This is a genomic window from Pseudomonas sp. 22526 (genome assembly GCF_052044735.1).
Lineage (GTDB): Bacteria > Pseudomonadota > Gammaproteobacteria > Pseudomonadales > Pseudomonadaceae > Aquipseudomonas > Aquipseudomonas piscium.
Genome location: NZ_JBQENK010000018.1, coordinates 30,290 through 49,343 on the forward strand (window position 1 = coordinate 30,290; position 19,054 = coordinate 49,343).

Annotated in this window: 18 protein-coding genes, 1 tRNA gene and 1 pseudogene; 11 read left to right on the forward strand and 9 right to left on the reverse strand. The window is 63.1% G+C overall.

Annotation, left to right across the window (positions count from 1 at the left end; all coding sequences use genetic code 11):
- Window positions 1-27 precede the first annotated feature (27 nt).
- Window positions 28-720, reverse strand: a complete 693-nt coding sequence (gene ung, locus ACTJKT_RS23875) for a uracil-DNA glycosylase (protein ID WP_097302327.1) — start codon at window positions 718-720, stop codon at window positions 28-30.
- Between the two features lie 131 nt (window positions 721-851).
- Here ung and ACTJKT_RS23880 point away from each other — a divergent pair, with 131 nt between their 5' ends.
- On the forward strand, window positions 852-1,964 hold the full coding sequence (locus tag ACTJKT_RS23880; protein ID WP_440788800.1) for an enoyl-CoA hydratase/isomerase family protein: 1,113 nt from the start codon (window positions 852-854) through the stop codon (window positions 1,962-1,964).
- Between the two features lie 54 nt (window positions 1,965-2,018).
- Here the strand turns inward: ACTJKT_RS23880 and ACTJKT_RS23885 are convergent, their stop codons facing one another.
- Complete coding sequence (locus ACTJKT_RS23885; RefSeq protein WP_440788801.1) at window positions 2,019-2,465, reverse strand: hypothetical protein; 447 nt, start codon at window positions 2,463-2,465, stop codon at window positions 2,019-2,021.
- Between the two features lie 272 nt (window positions 2,466-2,737).
- Here ACTJKT_RS23885 and ACTJKT_RS23890 point away from each other — a divergent pair, with 272 nt between their 5' ends.
- The 9 genes and pseudogenes from ACTJKT_RS23890 (at window position 2,738) to ACTJKT_RS23930 (ending at window position 9,512) form a co-directional block, all read left to right on the forward strand.
- Window positions 2,738-4,225: a sensor domain-containing diguanylate cyclase gene (locus tag ACTJKT_RS23890; protein WP_440788802.1), complete on the forward strand. Its 1,488-nt coding sequence runs from the start codon at window positions 2,738-2,740 to the stop codon at window positions 4,223-4,225.
- A gap of 7 nt (window positions 4,226-4,232) precedes the next feature.
- Entirely contained in the window at window positions 4,233-4,451 is a 219-nt protein-coding gene (locus tag ACTJKT_RS23895; protein WP_440788864.1) for a cysteine-rich CWC family protein, read from the forward strand.
- 33 nt (window positions 4,452-4,484) lie between these two features.
- Window positions 4,485-5,177, forward strand: coding sequence for a pseudouridine synthase (locus ACTJKT_RS23900; protein ID WP_440788803.1), 693 nt, complete (start codon window positions 4,485-4,487; stop codon window positions 5,175-5,177).
- A gap of 351 nt (window positions 5,178-5,528) precedes the next feature.
- Window positions 5,529-6,413, forward strand: a complete 885-nt coding sequence (locus ACTJKT_RS23905) for an alpha/beta fold hydrolase (RefSeq protein ID WP_440788804.1) — start codon at window positions 5,529-5,531, stop codon at window positions 6,411-6,413.
- Window positions 6,414-6,615: 202 nt separating this feature from the next.
- A tRNA-Gly gene (locus tag ACTJKT_RS23910) sits at window positions 6,616-6,689 on the forward strand.
- A gap of 443 nt (window positions 6,690-7,132) precedes the next feature.
- Window positions 7,133-7,316, forward strand: a pseudogene (locus tag ACTJKT_RS23915) (type II toxin-antitoxin system HicA family toxin).
- Between the two features lie 32 nt (window positions 7,317-7,348).
- Entirely contained in the window at window positions 7,349-7,756 is a 408-nt protein-coding gene (locus ACTJKT_RS23920; RefSeq protein ID WP_063429381.1) for a type II toxin-antitoxin system HicB family antitoxin, read from the forward strand.
- A gap of 244 nt (window positions 7,757-8,000) precedes the next feature.
- Window positions 8,001-8,468, forward strand: coding sequence for a GAF domain-containing protein (locus tag ACTJKT_RS23925; protein WP_440788805.1), 468 nt, complete (start codon window positions 8,001-8,003; stop codon window positions 8,466-8,468).
- 129 nt (window positions 8,469-8,597) lie between these two features.
- Window positions 8,598-9,512: an SGNH/GDSL hydrolase family protein gene (locus ACTJKT_RS23930; RefSeq protein WP_440788806.1), complete on the forward strand. Its 915-nt coding sequence runs from the start codon at window positions 8,598-8,600 to the stop codon at window positions 9,510-9,512.
- Window positions 9,513-9,545: 33 nt separating this feature from the next.
- On the opposite strand, the gene ACTJKT_RS23935 is transcribed toward ACTJKT_RS23930, so the two are convergent.
- Complete coding sequence (locus ACTJKT_RS23935) at window positions 9,546-11,324, reverse strand: putative bifunctional diguanylate cyclase/phosphodiesterase (RefSeq protein WP_440788807.1); 1,779 nt, start codon at window positions 11,322-11,324, stop codon at window positions 9,546-9,548.
- Between the two features lie 235 nt (window positions 11,325-11,559).
- Complete coding sequence (locus ACTJKT_RS23940; RefSeq protein WP_440788808.1) at window positions 11,560-12,453, reverse strand: LysR family transcriptional regulator; 894 nt, start codon at window positions 12,451-12,453, stop codon at window positions 11,560-11,562.
- 99 nt (window positions 12,454-12,552) lie between these two features.
- On the opposite strand from ACTJKT_RS23940, the gene ACTJKT_RS23945 reads away from it, so the two are divergent.
- A complete protein-coding gene (locus ACTJKT_RS23945) occupies window positions 12,553-13,215 on the forward strand; it encodes an NADPH-dependent F420 reductase (RefSeq protein ID WP_440788809.1) in 663 nt (220 codons plus the stop codon).
- A gap of 163 nt (window positions 13,216-13,378) precedes the next feature.
- Here ACTJKT_RS23945 and ACTJKT_RS23950 read toward each other — a convergent pair whose 3' ends face one another.
- The 5 genes from ACTJKT_RS23950 to ACTJKT_RS23970 form a co-directional block, all read right to left on the reverse strand.
- The gene (locus ACTJKT_RS23950) at window positions 13,379-13,720 is read right to left on the reverse strand and encodes a YXWGXW repeat-containing protein (RefSeq protein ID WP_440788810.1); all 342 of its coding nucleotides are present in this window, start codon (window positions 13,718-13,720) and stop codon (window positions 13,379-13,381) included.
- 182 nt (window positions 13,721-13,902) lie between these two features.
- Complete coding sequence (locus tag ACTJKT_RS23955) at window positions 13,903-14,433, reverse strand: GNAT family N-acetyltransferase (RefSeq protein WP_440788865.1); 531 nt, start codon at window positions 14,431-14,433, stop codon at window positions 13,903-13,905.
- A gap of 234 nt (window positions 14,434-14,667) precedes the next feature.
- A complete protein-coding gene (locus ACTJKT_RS23960) occupies window positions 14,668-15,684 on the reverse strand; it encodes an Ldh family oxidoreductase (RefSeq protein ID WP_440788811.1) in 1,017 nt (338 codons plus the stop codon).
- A gap of 133 nt (window positions 15,685-15,817) precedes the next feature.
- Window positions 15,818-17,392 (reverse strand): aldehyde dehydrogenase (NADP(+)), encoded by a 1,575-nt coding sequence (locus ACTJKT_RS23965; RefSeq protein WP_440788812.1) that lies wholly within the window; start codon window positions 17,390-17,392, stop codon window positions 15,818-15,820.
- Window positions 17,393-17,427: 35 nt separating this feature from the next.
- Window positions 17,428-18,996 carry an APC family permease gene (locus tag ACTJKT_RS23970; protein WP_440788813.1) on the reverse strand — a complete coding sequence of 523 codons (1,569 nt, stop codon included), beginning with the start codon at window positions 18,994-18,996 and terminating at the stop codon, window positions 17,428-17,430.
- Window positions 18,997-19,054: the final 58 nt, after the last annotated feature.

The window sequence follows — 19,054 nt, forward strand, 5'->3', positions numbered from 1 at the left end:
CCCGCGATGACGTTCCTCAAACCCCCATCAAACCGGCGGCAACCGCCATTCGATCGGCGTCTCGCCATTCTGCTCGAGGTATTTGTTGGTCCGGCTGAAATGCCCGCAACCGATAAAGCCGCGGTACGCCGACAGGGGCGACGGGTGCACCGAGGTCAGCACCAGGTGCTTGGTGGCATCGATCAGCTTCTGCTTGCTCTGGGCATGGGAGCCCCACAGCAGGAACACCAGATGCGGCTGGTGCTGGCTCACCACTTCGATGATCCGGTCGGTGAAATGCTGCCAGCCCCTGCCCGCGTGGGAAGCGGCGTTGGCTCGTTGCACGGTCATGGTGGTGTTGAGCATCAGCACACCCTGGTCGGCCCAGCTCTGCAGGTAACCGTGGTTGGGCATGTCGATGTTCAAGTCGCGCTTGAGCTCTTTATAGATGTTCACCAGAGACGGCGGCGCCGGTACGCCCGGCTGCACCGAGAAGCACAGGCCGTGGGCCTGGCCCGGGCCGTGGTAAGGGTCCTGGCCGAGGATCACCACCTTGACCTTGTCCAGCGGCGTGGAATTCAGCGCATTGAAAATCAACGGGCCCGGCGGGTAGATCTCCTTGCCAGAGGCATGTTCCTGACGCAGGAACTCGCGTAACTCCGCCATGTAAGGCTGGTCGAATTCGGCACGCAGTGCCTGCTTCCAGCTGGGTTCGAGTTTGATACGGTCGTCATCGGTCATGGTTGCACCCGGTAAAATCAATGGGCGCACCCTAGGAAAGCCCACCACGCTTGTCAATTGATCTGACGCAGAACCGCCACTTTCGCCTATAGCGATCATACTGAACGCTCAAATTCCCGATCGAGGTCACGATGAATCTGCACTTCGAAGAACTCACCGGCACCGACGGCGCGCGCATCGCAATTGCCAGCCTGGATGCCGAACAATCCCTCAACGCTTTGTCCCTGCCGATGATCCATCTGTTGAGCGACCGTTTGGAAGCCTGGGCCAGGGATCCACAAGTGGTCTGTGTGCTGTTGCGCGGCAACGGCGCCAAGGCCTTTTGCGCCGGCGGCGAAGTACGCAGCCTGGTCCAGGCCTGCCTGGCCAACCCCGGCGAAGTGCCGCCACTGGCCGCGCAATTCTTCGCCGCGGAATACCGTCTCGACTACCACCTGCACACCTACCCGAAACCGCTGATCTGCTGGGGCCACGGCTATGTGCTCGGTGGCGGCCTGGGCCTGCTGCAGGGCGCCAACATTCGTATCGTCACGCCGAGCAGCCGCCTGGCGATGCCGGAAATCAGCATCGGCCTGTACCCGGATGTCGGCGCCAGCTGGTTCCTCTCGCGCCTGCCGGGCAAGCTCGGGCTGTTCCTCGGCCTGACCGGCGCACATATGAACGGCCGCGATGCCATCGACCTGGACCTGGCCGACCGCTTCCTGCGGGACGACCAGCAGGAAGCGCTGATCGACGGGTTGCTGCAACTCAACTGGCAGGAACAGACGCCGATGCAGCTCAACAGCCTGCTCAAGGCCCTGCAACAGGAGGCCGTTGAGCAAATGCCCGCGGCCCAATGGCTGCCACGGCGCCAGCAGATCGACGAGTGGCTGGACGTCAGCGACGTACGCTGTGCCTGGCGAGCCATCAGCCAGCTGCACAATCACTCGGATGCCCTGCTGGCCCGGGCGGCGAAAACCCTCAGCGAAGGCTGCCCACTGACCGCCTGCCTGATCTGGGAACAGATCCAGCGGGCCCGGCACCTGTCCCTGGCCCAGGTGTTCCAGATGGAATACACCCTGAGCCTGAACTGCTGCCGGCATCCCGAATTCAGCGAAGGGGTGCGGGCGCGCTTGATCGACAAGGACCACAAACCCCGCTGGCACTGGCTGGACATCAACAGCATCCCCGACGCCGTGGTACAGGCGCATTTCCACAAGGCCTGGGAAGGCCGTCACCCCTTGGCCGATCTGTCGGACTTCTGAAAGCCGGCCATGAAAAAGCGGCGCTCCTGGCGCCGCTTGTTGGTTGTGGGCAGATCAGCGGTTGTGATGACGGTCACGACGGTGATCGTCGCGACCGCGATCGCTCCAGTCCCGATCGCCGCGCCGGCCATCATGGTCGCGGCGGCCGTCGTGGCGCCGGTAGTCGTTGTTCCAGCCCTGGCGGTGGCCATCCCAGCCACGGTTCGGGTAGGCGCGGTAAACGGCCCGCGGCGCCGACTGGTAGTAACGCGGTGCCGGTTGGTAATACCGCGGCTGGTAGTACCGGGGAGCTGGTTGGTAGTACCGAGGCGCAGATTGGTAATAACGCGGCGCGTAATAGCCGCGGCCGGAAGAATAATAGGAGCCGCCGTAATAGACCGGCGCCGGCGTCGTATAGACCTCAGAGCGGTAGTAAGTGGAACCTCCGTCGTAGTCGTAATAGGGAACGCAGGCAGAAAGAGCCAAACCCAGGAACGCAGTGAGAAGAATTCGACGATACATGGCGGCCTCCTGGACCGCTGATGGGCCATGCCAGCGACGCTGACCGGCGGCAGCCAAGGTTGTTCTGGCTGACGGAATATCTGACCGTGAAAACGGGGTCTGGTGCGTTTTTCGTTACACCTTGATACAAGTCGCCACGCAAGGATTTTGGATCCGAAAATGCCCGGTTTTCGCGGGCTGTGAGCCATTAGTGGCGAGCTATCAAATGACGCAGCTACTCACCGGCACTGCCACTAGAATGCTTGCATCGGGTCACTGCCACGGAGTCGCCCATGCCGCTTAGTTCCCCGCTGTATTCGCAACGCTGGTTGATCATCACGCTCATCGCGTTGCTGGGCTGCGGTTTTATGGCCACGTCCTTGCTCAGCTATTACGCCTCGCGGACCTCGATCCGCGACAACATCGTCAACACCGAGCTGCCGCTGACCTCCGACACCCTGTATTCGGAGATCCAGAAAGACCTGGTACGACCGATCCTGATTTCTTCGATGATGTCCCGCGATACCTTCATGCGCGACTGGGTGCTGGGGGGCGAACGCGACCCCGAGCAGATGACCCGCTACCTCAACGAGGTGATGACCCACTACGGCGCCTACACCGCCTTCTTCGTCTCCAACAGCACCTTGACCTACTACCACGCCAAGGGCGTGCTGAAGAAAATCAGTCCTGATACCCCCCTCGACGCCTGGTATTTTCGCGTCCGCGACATGGCCACCCCGTACGAGATCAACGTCGATCCGGACCAGGCCAACCAGAACAACCTGACGTTTTTCATCAACTACAAGGTCTACGACTACCAGGACAATTTCATCGGCGTCGCCGGTGTCGGCCTCAAGGTAGATACGGTGATCAAGCTGATCGACCGCTACCAGCAGCGTTATCAGCGCAGTGTGTATTTCGTCGATACCCAGGGCCGGATCGCCCTCACCGGGGCCGAAGGCGGTCCGCAGGGCGCGCGGGCCGGCCAGTCGCTGCTCGAACTGGAAAACCTGCACGACCTGCAGGCCAAGCTGCCCACCCCCCACAGCGGCAGCTATGAATACAACGCCCAGGGCCAGCGGCACTTTCTCAATGTGCGTTTCATTCCCGAGCTGAACTGGTACCTGTTCGTCGACAAGAACGAGGGCAGCGCCCTGGGCGATATCCGCCGCTCGCTGTACCTCAACCTGCTGATCTGCCTGGTGATCACCCTGATCGTACTGGCCCTGCTCAACGGCGTGATCAGGCGCTTCCAGCGCAAGATCGAAACCCAGGCCACCCTCGACAGCCTCACCGGCCTGCCCAACCGTCGCGGCTTCGACCTGCTGGCCCTCCAGGCCATGCATGAAGCCCAGCGCGAACCCAAGCCGCTGACCGCCCTGCTGCTGGACCTGGATCACTTCAAACGCCTCAACGACACCCACGGCCACCTCGCCGGCGACCAGGTGTTGAGCGGCTTCGCCCGGCACCTGGAAAGCTGCCTGCGCCAGTCCGATATCGTTTGCCGCTGGGGTGGCGAAGAGTTCATCGTGCTGCTCAAGGACACCGACAGCGCCACGGCGCTGAAGATTGCCGAGAAGATCCGCCTGCTGATCGAACAACAGAGCTATGCCTATGAGGGCAAGAATCTGCACCTGACCGTCAGTATCGGCGTGACCACGCTGCAGGCGGACGATACCCTGCACAGCCTGCTGTCGCGCGCCGACCATGCGATGTACCGTGCCAAGCAGAGCGGCCGTAACCGAACCTGCGTGGAAATGCCTCACTCCAGTTATGAATGAACCGACCCTGAACAGCCCCAGCCTCTGCCCGGCCTGCGGCGCCCGCAACGACTGCAGCCTGGCCAACCCGCGTACCGCCGACCAGGCCTGCTGGTGCTACAGCGTGAGCATCGACCCGGCGGTGCTCCAAGCCCTGCCGCCGGAGCTGCGCGATCGCGCCTGCCTGTGTCCGCGCTGCGCCCAGGTCGAGGCGCAACTGCAAGCGGCCGCCAGGCCGATCCCGTAAGATGCGCAGCCTTTTGCCAGCCTGCCGATAGCCATGCGCGTTGACCGTTTCCTCAGTAACCTGCCCCGCTTCAACCGCCAGCAGGTGCGCCTGTTGCTGGTGGCAAAGCGCATCCGTATCGACGGTCAGGTGGTCAACGATCCCCACGCCGAGGTGCGGGAATTCAGCCGGGTCGAACTCGACGACGAAGTGCTGCAGGCCGGCAAGCCGCCGCGCTATTTCATGCTGCACAAACCCATGGGCTGCGTCAGTGCCACCCGCGATCCCGAACACCGCACCGTGCTCGACCTGCTGGACGAACCGGACAAGCACGAGCTGCACATCGCCGGGCGCCTGGACTACAACACCACCGGCCTGCTGATCCTCACCAACGACGGCAGTTGGTCGCGGCGCCTGACCCAGCCGCAGACCAAACTGCCGAAGCGCTATTACGTCGAGACGGAACAGGACATAGGCCCGGAGTACGCCGAGACCTTCGCCCGGGGCCTGTACTTCGCTTTCGAGGACCTCACCACCCTGCCCGCCGAGTTGCAGATCCTCGGCCCCCGGTGCGCGCGGCTGAGCATCGTCGAAGGCCGCTATCACCAGGTCAAGCGCATGTTCGGCCATTTCGACAACAAGGTCTTGCGCCTGCACCGCGAACGCATGGGGCCGCTGGTTCTCGACGAAAACCTGGCGCCTGGCGAGTACCGACCGCTGACCGATGAAGAAATCCGCCTGATCTGATTGCCTGCAATTTCTCTAGCCGCTGTAAGCCATCGACGACGGTCGTCACCATTCAGCCGAAATTGTCGAACAATTTACCAAACGGCACTTGCGGGACGGCGTTCTCCCTGCTTGAATCAGTCCGTCGGCCGAAATGTGACCGATGAGTCACCAACATATTCTAAGAAATCCTTTGCCGTCCGAGCCGCCTGTGCTCATTCCTGTTGTCCGGCAAATTGCCCGCCTATAACAACACCCGTCGACCATCTGTGCGGATCGACATGGGCTAACAATTCCAGGCGAATGCCTACCTGTCACAAATCTCGTGCACCCTCGGTTGCGCGCATACCCGCTTGCCAGGAGTCTTATGACATGAGGCCAGAAATCGCTGTGCTGGATATACAAGGTCAGTATCGGGTTTACACGGAGTTCTATCGCGCAGATGCCGCAGAAAAGACCATCATTCTGGTCAACGGCTCAATGGCCACCACTGCGTCTTTTGCGCAGACCGTGAAGAATCTGCATCCGCAATTCAACGTGGTGCTCTACGACCAGCCCTACGCCGGTCGTTCGAAAGCCCACAACAGACACGAGAAAATGCTCACCAAGGAAGTCGAAGGGCAGATCCTGCTGGAGCTGATCGACCACTTTGCCGCCGAGCACGTGATGTCGTTCTCCTGGGGCGGCGCGCCAACGCTGGTCGCCCTGGCGCAGCGCCCGCGGCGCATCGAGAAGGCGGTGATCAGCTCGTTCTCGCCGGTGATCAACGAACCGATGCGAGACTACCTCGAACGCGGTGTCGATTACCTTGGCAACCTGGACCGCAACCGTGTCGGGCACCTGGTCAACGAGACCATCGGCAAGCACCTGCCGTCGCTGTTCAAGCGTTTCAACTATCGCCACGTCAGCACCCTGGCCGAGCATGAGTACGGGCAGATGCACTTCCACATCAGCCATGTCCTCAACAGCGACCGCCAGTGCTACCTGAAAGCGGCGAAGAACATCGACGTACCGGTGCTGTTCATGAACGGCGAATGGGACGAATACACCGCCGCCAATGACGCCCGGCTGTTCGGCAACCATGTCCGGCACTCGACGTTCAGCACCATCCAGGCCGCCGGGCACTTCCTCGACATGGAACACAAGGCCGCCTGCCGGGACAGCCGTAACGCGCTGATGGGGTTCCTCAAACCGACCCAGCACACCAGCCGTCCGCGTTATCACTATCTGCAGGACCACCATGCCCTGGCTATCTGAAGTGGCGTCATCGCGAGCAACTCGTCCCCTGCCGCAGGAGCGAGCTTGCCCGCGATAGACCACAAGACGCTCTTCGCCCCGTCGCCGCGATGACGGCGTAGAACCGTGCCTGCGTGCATCTCCCGCCGCCTCGCAAACACAGGCCCGGTAAAGAAAAACTTCAAATCCGCGCGCACTTCTGGTACAAAGTCAGCCGCTCCGAGCGGGTGTCGTATAATGGCATTACTCCAGCTTCCCAAGCTGATAACGAGGGTTCGATTCCCTTCACCCGCTCCACTTCATTCGAGTCCCTCGTCAGGCCCTGCCGACGAGAGATGCAGAAACAAAAAACCGGTCCTTGAGTGACCGGTTTTTTTATGGGCGCTTCATGGGTGCGCTATCCACCCATTGCCAGGACAAACGAGCGCGGAAATGGCAACGGCCCCGTGCTGTCCTCCAGCGCCTCGACCGGGTTCGCTCATCTTCAAGGAGGACGTATTCCGCTCATCGGGTATTCCTGTCGATCCTCAACGAAATCGGCTTGGTCAGCATTTCTGCAGATATCACGGTTCAGGAAGGATCCTGCAACACAGCCGGCGCTCTTATCCGCCACCTCCCAAACGCTATCTTTCTACACTTCAGCCTGCAGAGTGCCCCTGCCAACGACCGTCGGGCGGGCAAGGTGTTGATCACCTTTATTTGGTAGGTATAGTAACCACCAGACATCACAAGGAGGTGATGTGAACAGTCGGTATTTGATCGGCCAAATCGTCGCAGACGGTTGGTATCTGGTCAGGGTCAGAGGCAGTCACCACCATTTTCAGGCCCCCCAGTAAACCGGGGCTGGTGACAGTTCCACATCCCAAAAAGGACCTGCTGAGAAAAACCGCCATCAGCATTCTGAAACAGGCGCTGCTCATGTGAAGGTGATTCACCGCGCCCTGGAGGTTCCGCACATGCTTTACCCGATTGCAATTTCAATGGGCGATGACGAACACGCCTGGGGCGTGGAAGTCCCCGACATTCCTGGCTGTTTCTCGGCCGGCGACGACCTCGACGACGCCATGGCCATGGCCCGCGAAGCCATCGAAGGGCACTTCGAGATTCTCGCCGAAGACGGTGCCGCCATCCCGCCCGCCAACAAGGTCACCCTGCACGCGGCCAACCCTCAGTACGCAGGCTGCACCTGGGCACTGATCGACATCGATGTCACCAAGTACCTGGGCAAGGCGCAGAAGCTCAACATCACCCTGCCCGGCTACCTGCTGAACCGCATCGACGAATACGTGCTGCATCACCCGGAAGCAAAAAGCCGCTCGGGTTTTCTCGCTTCGGCTGCATTGAAAGTATTGCAGCAGGACTGAACACGCCGCTCTGGTCGAAGAGCGCGGGCGGCCAATGATGCGGTGGGTGGCCGCTCAAGGCTGAACCGGCTAGCGCTCGGGCAAAAGAAAAACCGGCCCGGCGTGGCCGATTTTTTATCCCCCTGCGATGCCCCGGCAAACGACCTGCAAACGAATATAAGCAAGGACCCATTCGGTATTTAAAACCGCCCTGCCCGTCCCGTTATAGTCGGCCCTCCCCAGGCTAAACAGACAGGAGGCCCAGGTGGCCAAATCTTCTCCATTGTTCGACTCGCTGCAGGCCGATATCGATGCCCTGGCCAGGCAGTTGGGCGTCAGTTCCATCCTGATCATGCGTTCGCTGCCCCAGCACATGCAGGTCGAGGCCTCGGGCGGGCGGCATGAGGATACTTATCCGATTGGCGCCCAGGGCCAGAAAAGCAGCCTCGCACACAACGGCCAGGCGCTGTATTGCGAGCAAGTGGTGGACAGCGGCCAGCCGCTGTACGTCAAGGATTCAAGGCTGGAAGCCGAGTGGGCGGGCAACGAGGACGAGGTGGAATTCGGCCTGAGCAACTACCTGGGTTACCCGGTACGCGATGCCGATGGCAAGGTGTTCGGCACCGTCTGCGCGCTGCATGAAAGCGCCAAGCAATACAGCGCCGAAGAACAGGCCGCGCTGGAGGCGTTTCGGCAAAAAGTCGAGGCCCTGCTCGCCCGTTCGTCGCGATGAAACTTTAGTCGTACAGGTCGTCCATAGGCACGTGCGGACGAGTACGGCTACGCCCAGGTCGCATCCGGTGCATCGGCAGCGCTCGAAACTTCTAGGATGAGCCCTCGCCTTTCACCCTAGAGACCGCCCATGCGCCAGATCCTGCTCGCTCCCTTGCTCGCACTTTCGTTGGCCGCCGGCAACTGCCTGGCCGGCCCTTCGTTCGATCATCTGTACGCCTTCGGCGACAGCTACTCCGACAACGGCGCCAGCGACCGCTTGACCCGGGACATGCTCGCCCGCCAGCTCAAGGATGCTCAGCAACTGCCCGGCGAGCTGTACTGGCAAGGCCGCTGGAGCAACGGCCCGACCGCCGTGGAAGTGCTCGCCAAAAGCCTGCGGCTGCCCCTCGCCGACCACGCCGTTGGCGGCGCGAAAAGCGGGCAGAACAACTACTACGCCTGGATGACCGCGTACCGCGACACAGGAGTGAGCGGGCAAATCGACGACTACCTGGCCAACGCCAAAGGCCAGGCCGACCCTCGCGCGCTGTACTTCATCTTCATCAGCGCCAACGACTTTTTCGAACACGCCGACTTCGGTCACAAGGAGCCGATCGACGAATTGGCCGCCAGCAGCATCGGCCATATCCAGAATGCCGTCGGCCGCCTGGCCAAGGCCGGCGCCAGGCATTTCCTGGTGGTCGGCAGCACCGACCTGCGCCATGCCCCGGCGGTGGTGGCCAGCAGGCAGAGCGAACCGGCGTTGCACTATCAACAGATACTTGAACGGCAACTGCCGTCGCTGCTGGTGGCCGAGAGCAAAAAGCTCGATGTGCAGATCACCTACTTCGACCACATCGCCTTCAGCGACCAACTGCGCCGCCAGCCTGCCAAACATGGCCTGGCCCAGCTCGACCAGCCGTGCCAGCCGACCTACCCCGAGGTGAAGCCGGCATGCGCCCATCCAGACGAATATTTCTATTGGGATGAATGGCACCCGACCCGCAAGGTCCATGCCCTGGCGGGCGAAGCCATGGCCAAGGCCCTCGGCCAGGCCCGCTAAGGCACAGCCTCGCCAGCGAGCAGCAGGCCTGTCCTAGATGCTGGGCTGCAACGGAAAGCGGTTCTCCCCGCTCCAGGCCAGGAAGCGCTCCTGCAGCATCGGCCTGGCAAGGAAATAACCCTGGGCTTCATCGCAGCCGAACGCGTACAGCATCTGCAGGCATTTGAAACTCTCGATGCCCTCAGCCACGGTGCGATAGCCCAGTTCGCGGGCGAGGCTGATGATCGAGCGGGTGATCTTCTGGTGCTGGGTGTTGCGCTCCAGGTCGGTGATCATCGACTTGTCGAGCTTCACCACGTTGGCCGGGATCTGATGCAGGTAGGCGAAGTTGCTGTAGCCGGTGCCGAAATCATCGATGGCCACGTCCATGCCCAGCTCGCGAATGCGCGTCAGTTGCGCCAGGACATTCGGGTTGGAACGCAGCCACTCGCCTTCGGTGATTTCCACTTCGAGGCGCCGCGGGTCGATGCGGTGCCGCTCACAGGCGCGGCGGATCAGCTCGGCGATATCCTGGTCCTCGAAATCCTTGGGCGACAGATTGATCGACAGCTTGCTGCTCTCGGGCAGGCCCCAACTGTGCAACTTGCTCAACACCGTGTCGATGACCCAGCGGGTCACCTGATGAATCAGGCCGTTGCGCTCCATCACCGGAATGAATTCGGCGGGCGAGATCGGCCCCAGCCACGGATGTTCCCAGCGCAGCAAGGCTTCGGCACTGACCTGGGCCCCATCGGGCAGGGCGAAGCGCGGCTGGAACATCAGGTAGATCTGGCCACTGCGCAAGGCATCGTTGAGGTCCGAGGCCAGGTTGAACGCACGGCGCTGGGCGTGATCGCGCCCGGCATCGTAATGCGCCCAGAAACTGCGTCTGGCCATGGCCAGCTCCAGGGCGAACATGGCCTTGCGCAAGGCATCGTCCACCGACTGGGTATCGACCTCGAATTCCACGGTCCCGGCGCAGACCGTGGGAATCATGGGAAACCCCAGCCCGGGCGGCTGGCGACGCAGGCGGCTGACCAGGGCATCGAGCAGCTTATCGAGCCCCTGGGCCGGCACCGGCAGCAGGAAGCCGAAGCGTTTGACCGACACGTGATAGACCCGCACATGCCGCCCCAGGTACTCCTGCAGGCGCAGCGCGAGAAACCGGATGATGGTCTCGAAGGGCGCCAGCCCCAAGGCCAGGGTCAGTTCGTGCGCCACTTTCATGTCCAGGGCATCGATCAGCACCAGCACGCGCTTTTCACCGAGGTGGTGCTCGGCCAGGTCCCGCAGGTCGCCCTGGAACTGCTCGCGATTGGCCAGGCCGCTGACCGGGTCGCGACGGCGCAGGCGCTGGCGCTGCTCGACCTGCTCCATGACCATCGCCGCCATGTCCCGCAACTGCTGGCGTTCGACGATGCTCAGCTGCTGCTCGACCTTGTCGATGATGCACAGGCTGCCGATGGCATAACCGGACGCGGTCAACAGCGGCGCCCCGGCGTAGAAGCGGATGCCCTGGTCCCGGGTCACCAAGGGGTTGTCGTGGAAGCGCGGATCGCGCGCCGCGTTGCGCACCTCCAGCACCTCGCGGCCTTGCACCGTGAAGGCACAGAACGACTGGCTGATGGGGGTCTGCGGCTCATCGAAGCCCACCCGCGACTTGAACCACTGGCGATCGCGATCCACCAGGCTGATCAAGGCGGTCGGCACCTTGAAGTACTCAGCCGCCATGCGGCAGATCCGGTCGAAGTTCTCGCAACTGGCGGTGTCCAGCAACTCCAGGGCATGCAGGGCGGCCAGGCGCCGCTCCTCGGCAATCGCCTTATCGGGCATACACAACCTCGGGCCGGGATAACGCGATCATCACAATAAACAACCTATTCGCAGGGAGGCTGGGGGACGCGACAGCCATGAATGCAGTAGTGGCACTAGGACATCTCGCCCACCAGAATGACTGACGGGCAGGCGCTTGCCAAACCCATCCGTCGGACGAACGGTATCGGTTACAAAAAAGCGTGGTTCTCAAGAGCTTTGGTCTAGAGCGCTGCGAGGGTTTCAGGCCGTGATTTCAGGCGCCAAAACGAGCGATAGCCGCATCGACGAAGTGCCGCAGCTTGGCGGTCATCTGCCGGTCCGGCCGGTACAACAGATGCATGGCACGACTCGGCGCCTCATAGCCGGGTAGCAACTGCACCAGCTCCCCCGCGGCCCGCGCCGGCTCGAGAAAATCCGCCGGCCCCAGCACTATGCCGAAGCCATCCACGGCCGCCGACAGCAGCGCCTTGCTCTCGTTGACCTGCAAGCGGCTGCGCACCTGAACCTCATGCACCTGGCCGTCGCGGCGGAACTGCCATTGGTTGTCCGCCGGCCGTGACCAGTAGGCGTACCCCAGGCACTCGTGCTGCTCGAGATCGGCCGGCACCCGTGGCGTGCCCCGGACAGCGAGGTAGGCAGGCGCCGCGCAGGCGATCAGCCGATAGGGCGCCAGCGGCCTGGCGGTGAGGCTGGAATCGGCCAGTGGTCCGATACGAAAGGCCGCCTCGTAGCCCTCCTCCACCAGGTCGATGTAGCGATCGGTGAGGTGCAGGTCTATTTCCACCTCCGGATGCTCGCGCAAAAAACCTGTCACGAAGGGCATGAGGCTGTAGGAACCGAAGGTGACCGGCGCGCTGATGCGCAACTTGCCCCGGGGCGTGGCGTTCATGATCTGCGCCAGGGAATCGGCGGCCCGGGCTTCGCCGAGGATGTGCTTGCAGCGCTCGAGGTAGGCACTGCCCAACTCGGTCAGGCTTTGCCGGCGCGTGGTGCGGTTGAGCAGGCGCGCCCCCAGCCGCAGCTCCAACGCCGCGACATGCTTGGCGACCATCTGCGGCGACAACCCCAGGCGAGTCGCCGCACGGGCATAGGAACCGCTTTCGGCGGCCGCGACAAAGGCTTCCATGCTGGTCAGGCGATCCACCATTCAACACTCCCAGTAACAAGACCAAGTACCAGACGCTTATTTATCGCAATCTGGTGGCGAATCATCATAGCCGCTCGATCCCTTCAACGGAGCATGGACATGCGTATCGGCATTATCGGAGCAGGTTTTATCGGGCGCGCCGTGGCGCAACTGGCCCTGGCGGCAGGACATGAGGTGATGCTCAGCAACTCCCGCGGCCCGCAGACCATGAGCAGCGTGGCCAGCGGCATTCGCGGCAGCCGCATCGGCACTGTGGAAGACGCCGTGCAGTTCGGCGAACGGGTGCTGGTGGCCATCCCGCTGGCCCATTACCGCAGCCTCCCCGCGACACTTTTGGCCGGCAAGACGGTGCTGGACGCCAACAACTATTACCCGGCCCGCGACGGCCATATCGAAGCCCTGGACCGCTTCGAAACCACCACCAGCCAACTGCTCGCCGAGCACCTCGAAGGCGCCAGGGTGGTGAAGGTGTTCAATGCCATCCTCGCCCAGGACCTGCTGACCGACGGCCGTCCCAACGGCGCCCCTGATCGTCGTGCCCTGCCGATTGCCGGCGACGATCCGCAGGCCAAGGCGCAGGTCGTGCAATTGCTCGACGAGCTGGGTTTCGACGCTGTCGATGGCGGCGGCCTGGCGGACAGCTGGCGCTTCGAACGGGCCAAACCGGCCTACTGCATCCCGCTGGATAAGCCGGGGCTGCGCGCGGCCCTGGCGGAGGCGCAACGGGAGGTCGAACTGCCCGAAGGTTCGTGGCGCTCCTGACGCCAGCAGCATTTGATGCCAATCAGTCAGAGAAAGGGTAGGAGCGAAGCTTGCTCGCGATGGAGGCTAACGATAACGCGCATCCATTGGGTAAACGCGGCGCTCTCAAGTCCATCGCGGGCAAGCCTCGCTCCTACAATGGATTATCTTCGCTTTTTCTCGCTCAACTGGCCCAGCCACCCGCATGCAGGTGCCGGCCATCGCCGCGAGGCTCCCAGAACGGGTGCACATAATGGTACCCGGGACGCAACGGCTCCCAGTGACCATGGACCGCCGCATACTGCCGGCCATCCCAGTGCCAGTAAGCCCGGGACCAGACATAACCCGGGCGATGCATGGGCTCGACTTCGATGACCCGCACCGGCGGTGGCTGCGGCGCAACCACCTCGGTGTACTCCACCGGCGCCGCGCGTTCGACCACCCGCCGCTCATGCACCACCCGTTCCTGCACACACCCGGAGGCCACTACGACCACCGCCACCAGAGCCGTGTAACGTAACAACATGCTGCCTCCCCGGCGCTTGACGCCGACGTTTGAACTGCTGACAACGCCCCCTGCAACTACCCGGCTCCTGCCAGGCGTACGGAGTGTTTTAGCAGCTCGAAACTGTCTGCTTGCTGAACCTGGTAGCGGCAGGCAGATAGCGACAGCGCAGTGGCGACAAACGGCCAGTCAGCGGCGGCAGATCAAGGTCGTCGAGCGTCGAAATCCGCCCGGGTCATCTCGAAAAACTTGCTCGGCAAGCCTTCGAACTCACCGTCGCGCACAAAACGAAAACCCAGCTTGCGCGCCACCGCCAGAGACGCTTCGTTCAAGGCATGGGCATCGGCCACGATGCGCTCGACTCCAGCGCCAAGAAACGCATGCTCGACAATGCGCCCCGCCGCCTCGGACGCAATCCCCTTGCCCCACGCCCGCCGCACCAGGCGCCAGCCCATTTCCAGCTCGGGGCCGACAGCCTCGTAGGGAATGAACGACACCCAGCCGAGAAACTCCTCCGGCGCGGACTTGGCAAAGATCGCCCAGTAACCGCAGGACTCGCCGAAATCGCCTTCTATCCGCGAACGCAAAAAGTCCCGGTGCCACTCACCACCGTCCCAAGGACCGGGGATGTAGCGGGTGACTTCCGGGTTCAGGTCCATGGCGATGCAGGCCTCGAAGTGTTCGAGGGTGCGTGGGCGCAGTAATAGATTGGGGGTTTCGAAGTGGAGGTTCATCAACTGGATATCCGTATTCGCCGATGGAAAGATGCCGCAGAGAAAGTAGCAGGTTGGCGTCGGCATCGCCGGATATCCGTAGCAGAACTTCCCCCTGACACGCAGACACCTGTAGGAGCGAAGCTTGCTCGCGATAAAGCCACCACAGGCACCCACCCTGTTCCAGGCAGCAACCTCTTTCTGAAGGCCACCGACGCTATCGCGGGCAAGCCTCGCTCCTACAGGGGACTGCGGCTATTGCTGCAACAGCGCCTGGATATCGTTGAACAGCGCGAGTGGGATCTGCACGCCATGTTGTTCGCTGCGCGCCCTGGCTTCGAAGCGCCGCTGCGACGGCAGCCGGGCACCCTGCCCCGTGATCGCTTCAAACAGCCCTTCGGCGCGTGCCAGGCCTTGCGGGTAGTCCTCGCCCAGGAACACTTTGGGGTCGAACGCGAGGACCAGTTCGCCATGGCAGGGCGCGGCGCCGACGCCGTCGTCGAGGGCCATGGACTCGGCGCTGGTGAGGTCGCCGATCAGCGCGCCGGCCAGCAGTTCGATCATCGCCGCCAGGGCTGAACCCTTGTGCCCGCCGAAGGTTTGCATGGCGCCTTGCAGGGCCGCCTTGGCATCTGTCGTGGGCAAGCCCTGGGCATCGATGGCCCAGTGTTCGGGAATGGCCTTGCCTTGGCGCGCGTGCAGTTCGATATCGCCGCGGGCGATGGCGCTGGTGGCGAAGTCGAACACGAACGGCTGGCCCGACGGCCGTGGCCAGGCAAAGGCCAAGGGGTTGGTGCCGAACACCGGTTTGCTGCCACCGGCTGGCGCCACCCAGCTGTGGCTGGGGTTCATGGCGATGCCCACCAGCCCCTCGGCGGCGATGGCTTCGACCTCCGGCCACAGCGCCGAGAAGTGGAAGCAGCGCTTGATCGCCATGGCCGCGAGCCCTTGGCTACGGGCCTTTTCCGCCAGCAATGGCAAGCCGGTCTGGAACGCCAGCAAGGAATAACCGTAGTGCGCATCCACCTCCAGCACGCCCGCGGAAATATGCCGCAGGCTCGGCTCGGCCAACGGGTCGACCTTGCCCTCGCGCACGGAGCGCACACAGCCCAGCAGGCGATACACCCCGTGGGAGTGGCACTCGTCGCGCTGCCCCTGGGTGATGACCTCGGCAATGGCCCGGGCATGGGCATCGGACAGGCCGTGGCAGGTCAGAACTTTGAGGGATAGTGCCTGGACTTCGGCAAGGGAAAGGGTAACGAGATCGGACATAGGGACTCCTGGTCCGGTGGCGATAGTCAAGGCCGGGGAAACCCGACCCTATTGGGTTGAGGGTAAGATCGCCGAAGGCCTGCGGCCTTATCGTCCGAACGCGGCCCGAACCTTCGGCAGCGGCTACAGACTTTCAACGCGGACGTTCACCGTTGAGGCGCTGCGGAACCTGCCAGGGGTTGTCGCTGCACAAGGCCTGCGGCAACAGCGCTTGCGGCACGTCCTGATAGGACACCGGGCGCAGGAAACGCTGGATCGCCAGGCTGCCCACCGAGGTGGTGCGCGTGTCCGAGGTGGCCGGGAATGGCCCGCCATGGACCATGGCATGGCCGACTTCGACACCGCTGCCAAAACCGTTGACCAGCAGGCGGCCGGCCTTGCGCTCCAGCAACGGCAGCAGTTCCCGGGCTTGCGGATGGTCGTCGTCACTCAGGTGCAGGGCGATGGTCAACTGACCTTCCAGGCTCGCCAGCAGCGCTTTCATCTGGGCGGCATCGGTGCAGCGCACGATCAACGAGGTCGGGCCGAAGACTTCTTCCCGCAACTCCGTCCTGGCCATAAAGGCCTCCGCCGAAGTGGCGAACAGCGCGGCGCGGGCCTGATAACGCTCGCCGTCGCCGCCCTGCCCCAGGGTCTCCACCTCGTCATGCCGCAGCAGCCGCTCGACACCCTGGCAATAGCTGGCGTGGATGCCTGGCGTCAGCATGGCCTGCGCGGGCGCGTCCTTGAGCACCTCTGCCGCCGCGGCTTCAAATGCCCGCAGCGCCGGGCTGTCGACGGCGAGAATCAACCCCGGGTTGGTGCAGAACTGGCCGGCACCCAGGGTCAGGGAACCGACAAAGGCCTTGGCGATGGCTTCGCCCCGCTCGGCCAGCGCATGGGTCAACAACAGCACCGGGTTGATCGAACTCATCTCGGCATAGACCGGGATCGGCTCCTCGCGGGCCGCGGCGATCTTCATCAGCGCCACACCGCCGCTGCGTGAGCCGGTAAAGCCCACTGCCTTGATCCGTCCATCCGCCACCAGCCCCTGGCCAATGCTACGGCCGGAATCGAACAACAGCGAGAACACCCCTTCCGGCAAGCCGTGACTGTGCACCGCCTGCTGGATCGTCTGCCCTACCAGTTCCGAGGTGCCGGGGTGCGCCGAATGTGCCTTGACCACCACCGGGCAACCGGCGGCCAACGCCGAGGCGGTGTCGCCACCAGCCACGGAAAACGCCAGGGGAAAGTTCGAGGCACCGAACACCGCCACCGGCCCGATGGCAATCTGGCGCAGGCGCAGGTCCACCTTGGGCAGAGGCTGGCGCTCCGACTGAGCCGGGTCGATGCGCGCCTCCAGGAAACTGCCGTCGCGCACCACCGCCGCGAACAAACGTAGTTGGCCCACCGTGCGCCCCCGCTCACCTTCCAGGCGGGCGCGAGGCAGGCCAGTCTCGCTCATGCAGCGCTCGATCAGCTCGTCGCCCAGGGCAAGGATGTTGCTGGCGATACTCTCCAGGAACGCCGCCCGTTGTTCCAGGCTGGTTTCCCGATAGCGGTCGAACGCCGCCTCGGCCAGGGCGCAGGCGCGCTCCAGGTCATGCGGGCCGGCACCGCCAAAACTCGGCACCAGAATCTCGCCGGTGGCGGCGACCAGCGCGTGCACTTCGCCGTGGCCGCCACGCACGCGGGATTGGCCGATCAGCAGTTGTCCTGTTACAGGCATGGGTTACCTCTCTTGATAAATGGCGGGAACAGCGGTCATTCGTCTTCCCCTTCCAGCACCAGCTTGCTGCCCGGCACCCCGGTGTTGGCGCCCCAGTAGTAGATGCACAGGGCCATGAGAGTGACGGCCAGGGTGTCGTAGGGGTGAATAAGCGTGCCGATACCGCCGAAGCTGCCCAGGTAGGAAATGACCATGGTCAAGGCGTAAAAGGCGATCAGCCACAGGGACGAGCGCACCTGTTCACTGAGGCTCAGGTGGTCGGTGGGCACCAGGCGCTTGCAGCCCAGATAGATGACGAACATCAGGATCTGCAGGCCCAGCAGCCAGGACACCGTGCTCCAGCCGGACCAGTAGACGATCAGCGCGGCGATGACAAAGGACACCGGCCCCAACAGGCCGAAGCCGCTGACCCGGAACGGCCGCGGCAGGTCCGGCGCGCTCTTGCGCAGCGCCGCCACGCTGATCGGGGCAATCGCATAACTCAGCACCAGGGCCGCCGACACCACATTGATCAGGGCTTCCCAGGACGGGAACGGCAAGGTCCAGAACACCGACAGGCCGAAGGTCAGCCACAGCGCCGGGCGCGGGATGCCGGACTGCTCGTCGATACGGGTGAAGATCTTGAAAAAGGTCCCGGTCTTCGCCCAGCCGTACACCACCCGTGGCGTGGCGTTCATGTAGATGTTGCCGCAGCCGCTGGGGGAGATGACCGCGTCCGCCACCACCAGATAAGCCAGCCAGCCGACGCCCAGGGTCAGGGCGATGTCGCGGTACGGCAGGGAGAATTCCTTGCTGATGCTGCTCCAGCCGTTGGCCAGCATGTCGGTGGGAATACTGCCGAGGAACGCCAGTTGCAACAGGCCGTAGATCAGGGTCGAGAGCAGGACCGAAAGGATCAGGGCGATGGGAATAGTGCGCTGTGGATTGCGCACTTCGCTGGCCACCGAAATGATCGGCGTCAGGCCCAGGTAGGCGAAGATGATGCCGCCGGCGGAGACCGCCATTTCGATGCCGGACAGACCGAAGGGGGCAAAGCCCTGGACGTGGAAATTATCCGGTTTGAAGAAGGTGAACAGCACGCCGATGACCAGCAGCGGCACGACGAACTTGAACAGGCTGATGAGGTTGTTGGACTTGGCGAAGGTCTTGACGCTGGAATAGTTGAGCCAGAAAAACAGGCACAACAGGGCGAACTGCACCAGCCAGCCGAGGATGGTCGGGTTGCTGTTGCCGGCATGGGTCAGCCCCGGAAACCAGGCCGCCGCGTATTGCCGCGCCGCTACCACTTCAATGGCCACCAGGCTGGAAAACGCGATCAGGGTGATGAAGCCCATCAGGTAACCCAGCAGCGGCCCGTGGGAAAACACCGGATAACGCACCACCCCGCCGGCCCGCGGCAAGGCCGCGCCCAGTTCGCAATAGACGATGCCCAGCAGCAGGACGGCAAAACCGCCGAGCAGCCAGGAGAAGATCCCCGCCGGCCCGGCGATGGCCGAGACATGGCTGGCGGCGAACAACCAGCCGGAACCGAAGATCGCCCCCAGGCCGATGAATGTGAGGTCAACCAGAGAGAGCTGTTTCTTGAATTTGCCTTGGCCTGACATAGGCGCGCCTTCTTATTGAGTTATTGGAATAGGCAGCTCGCGTCGGCCTCCTGCGCAC

What these genes read in the sequence shown, in the direction of transcription:
- ACTJKT_RS23905 (WP_440788804.1), top strand. Translation starts at nt 5,529, where the DNA reads ATGAGGCCAGAAATCGCTGTGCTGGATATACAAGGTCAGTATCGGGTT.
- ACTJKT_RS23945 (WP_440788809.1), top strand. Translation starts at nt 12,553, where the DNA reads ATGCGTATCGGCATTATCGGAGCAGGTTTTATCGGGCGCGCCGTGGCG.
- ACTJKT_RS23880 (WP_440788800.1), top strand. Translation starts at nt 852, where the DNA reads ATGAATCTGCACTTCGAAGAACTCACCGGCACCGACGGCGCGCGCATC.
- ACTJKT_RS23930 (WP_440788806.1), top strand. Translation starts at nt 8,598, where the DNA reads ATGCGCCAGATCCTGCTCGCTCCCTTGCTCGCACTTTCGTTGGCCGCC.
- ACTJKT_RS23955 (WP_440788865.1), bottom strand. Translation starts at nt 14,433, where the DNA reads ATGAACCTCCACTTCGAAACCCCCAATCTATTACTGCGCCCACGCACC.
- ung (WP_097302327.1), bottom strand. Translation starts at nt 720, where the DNA reads ATGACCGATGACGACCGTATCAAACTCGAACCCAGCTGGAAGCAGGCA.
- ACTJKT_RS23970 (WP_440788813.1), bottom strand. Translation starts at nt 18,996, where the DNA reads ATGTCAGGCCAAGGCAAATTCAAGAAACAGCTCTCTCTGGTTGACCTC.
- ACTJKT_RS23920 (WP_063429381.1), top strand. Translation starts at nt 7,349, where the DNA reads ATGCTTTACCCGATTGCAATTTCAATGGGCGATGACGAACACGCCTGG.
- ACTJKT_RS23960 (WP_440788811.1), bottom strand. Translation starts at nt 15,684, where the DNA reads ATGTCCGATCTCGTTACCCTTTCCCTTGCCGAAGTCCAGGCACTATCC.
- ACTJKT_RS23935 (WP_440788807.1), bottom strand. Translation starts at nt 11,324, where the DNA reads ATGCCCGATAAGGCGATTGCCGAGGAGCGGCGCCTGGCCGCCCTGCAT.
- ACTJKT_RS23965 (WP_440788812.1), bottom strand. Translation starts at nt 17,392, where the DNA reads ATGCCTGTAACAGGACAACTGCTGATCGGCCAATCCCGCGTGCGTGGC.
- ACTJKT_RS23885 (WP_440788801.1), bottom strand. Translation starts at nt 2,465, where the DNA reads ATGTATCGTCGAATTCTTCTCACTGCGTTCCTGGGTTTGGCTCTTTCT.
- ACTJKT_RS23940 (WP_440788808.1), bottom strand. Translation starts at nt 12,453, where the DNA reads ATGGTGGATCGCCTGACCAGCATGGAAGCCTTTGTCGCGGCCGCCGAA.
- ACTJKT_RS23900 (WP_440788803.1), top strand. Translation starts at nt 4,485, where the DNA reads ATGCGCGTTGACCGTTTCCTCAGTAACCTGCCCCGCTTCAACCGCCAG.
- ACTJKT_RS23890 (WP_440788802.1), top strand. Translation starts at nt 2,738, where the DNA reads ATGCCGCTTAGTTCCCCGCTGTATTCGCAACGCTGGTTGATCATCACG.
- ACTJKT_RS23950 (WP_440788810.1), bottom strand. Translation starts at nt 13,720, where the DNA reads ATGTTGTTACGTTACACGGCTCTGGTGGCGGTGGTCGTAGTGGCCTCC.